At 45.6% G+C, this 1,581-nt stretch carries 2 protein-coding genes; one reads left to right on the top strand and one right to left on the bottom strand.

What is annotated here, in order from left to right; translation table 11 throughout:
* The first annotated feature begins 200 nt into the window (after positions 1-200).
* A complete protein-coding gene (locus RMO79_RS10975; protein ID WP_310483191.1) occupies positions 201-791 on the top strand; it encodes a hypothetical protein in 591 nt (196 codons plus the stop codon).
* A gap of 144 nt (positions 792-935) precedes the next feature.
* Here the strand turns inward: RMO79_RS10975 and RMO79_RS10970 are convergent.
* Positions 936-1,581, bottom strand: a 646-nt coding sequence (locus RMO79_RS10970; protein ID WP_310483190.1) for an extracellular solute-binding protein, incomplete at its 5' end; no start/stop codon positions are given.

Genomic DNA, 1,581 nt, shown 5'->3' with positions numbered 1-1,581 from the left:
CCCACCACCGCCATCGAACGGGTTTATCGTTATCCGATTTTGGATTCTGCGGTGCGCGCGCGCCTTTGTTTCCCGACGTAAAAAGCGGATGAAATCTTGCCCCGATCCAGTTGACAAACTGTCCATAGCTACCGCCGATCTAGATCTGCCCGGTTTAAAATAGAGCTGTCCATAAATAACGGTCTTCAGGTTAAATCAATATGCGAATTGGTAATTATACGGCACAACTCGAACCAGGAATAGAAGAAGAAAGCGGCTACATCGCCATGAAAATGACAGATGGAAGATCGCCATTTAAATTAAAATTAACCAATCACTCCGATCTCAAGTGTAAAGTTAACGTTCGCATTCACGATCTCGACCAAGGTACCTGGGTATTAATGCCTAATGGAGTCGCGAATCTCGAAAGACCCGTTCATATTGCCGAAAAATTCTGTGCTTATGCAGTAGGATCTGAAGGCGGAAATGCGATCGGGTTAACTGCTGGCGATCCGAATAATGGACTGATTAGCATTAAATTTACCCCAGCAAAACTTTTACAACCTCATGCGCCCACACCTCCAAGCGCGCCCGCGTCTGTCGGTGCTAGATATTCTCCAACACAAAGTCGAGCTGATTTTGGTGCAGCAGGTGTCGGGACAGAAGGAGAATCGAAGCAAGCTTTCCAAACAGTTGACGATTTTGCCACTGACGAGCGAGAAGCTGTCACCATCAATCTCAGAATAGTAGAATCAAAAAGTAAGCCTCGCCCACTTTCTGCGGCAAGCAATCCGATTCCACCAGCTCTTTAGGTTTTAGGCTTTAGAGAATACTCACATCTTGCACCAGTATATATAAACTGCTAAGAATAGCCTCAAAACTCACCCTAAGTGCTAAAACCATTCACTATTCACTATCCACTATTAACTTTGTTTTGATGCAAGATCTGGGAATAACTACTTGCTCGCATCCCAGGCTGCGGCGGCGGTAGTTATGGCTTGCTCGACGGTTTTTTCGCCTAACATTGCTGCTTGCAGATTTTCGTAGATCGCTTTTTTGAGTAAGTTAATGTTTTTTAATGGGGGAATTAAGATATCGGATTGAGATAACTGTTCGGCACTAATTAACTTACCGCGATCTAGCGGAGAAGTATCGTTACCTTCGGCTAATTTAGTCTTGTAATCTGCTACTGCTTTGACATTTGATGGCAACGTATCCGAAGCTTGGGCGAAAGCTAATTGATTGGTGGTGTTGGTAATAAAGACGGCAAATTTAACGGCAGCATCTGGCATTTTGGTAGTGCGGGGAATGACCAGATTCATTACTGCTACGCCTTTTTTACCAGTTTGTCCCGTAATTTGGGGGGCGACGGCAGAAACTTTACCAATTTGGGGCGCATTCTTGACGATTGTCTCGATGAATGGTGCCCCAGCAAACAACATGGCAGTTTCGCCAGCTTGATAGAGTTGGATGCCCTGCTGGTGTCCCTGAGTAAGGGCTTCCTTGGGCAGTAAGCCTTGTTTGTAGAGATCGACCCAATATTGAAAGGCAGCTCTACCAGCGGGGGTATTAAAGGAAGCCTTGCCCTGTTTGTCTGTCAGT

Origin of the sequence: Chamaesiphon sp. VAR_48_metabat_403, assembly GCF_031422475.1 — a bacterium.
Classification (GTDB): domain Bacteria; phylum Cyanobacteriota; class Cyanobacteriia; order Cyanobacteriales; family Chamaesiphonaceae; genus Chamaesiphon.
This window is presented reverse-complemented; position numbering and strand designations above follow the sequence as displayed.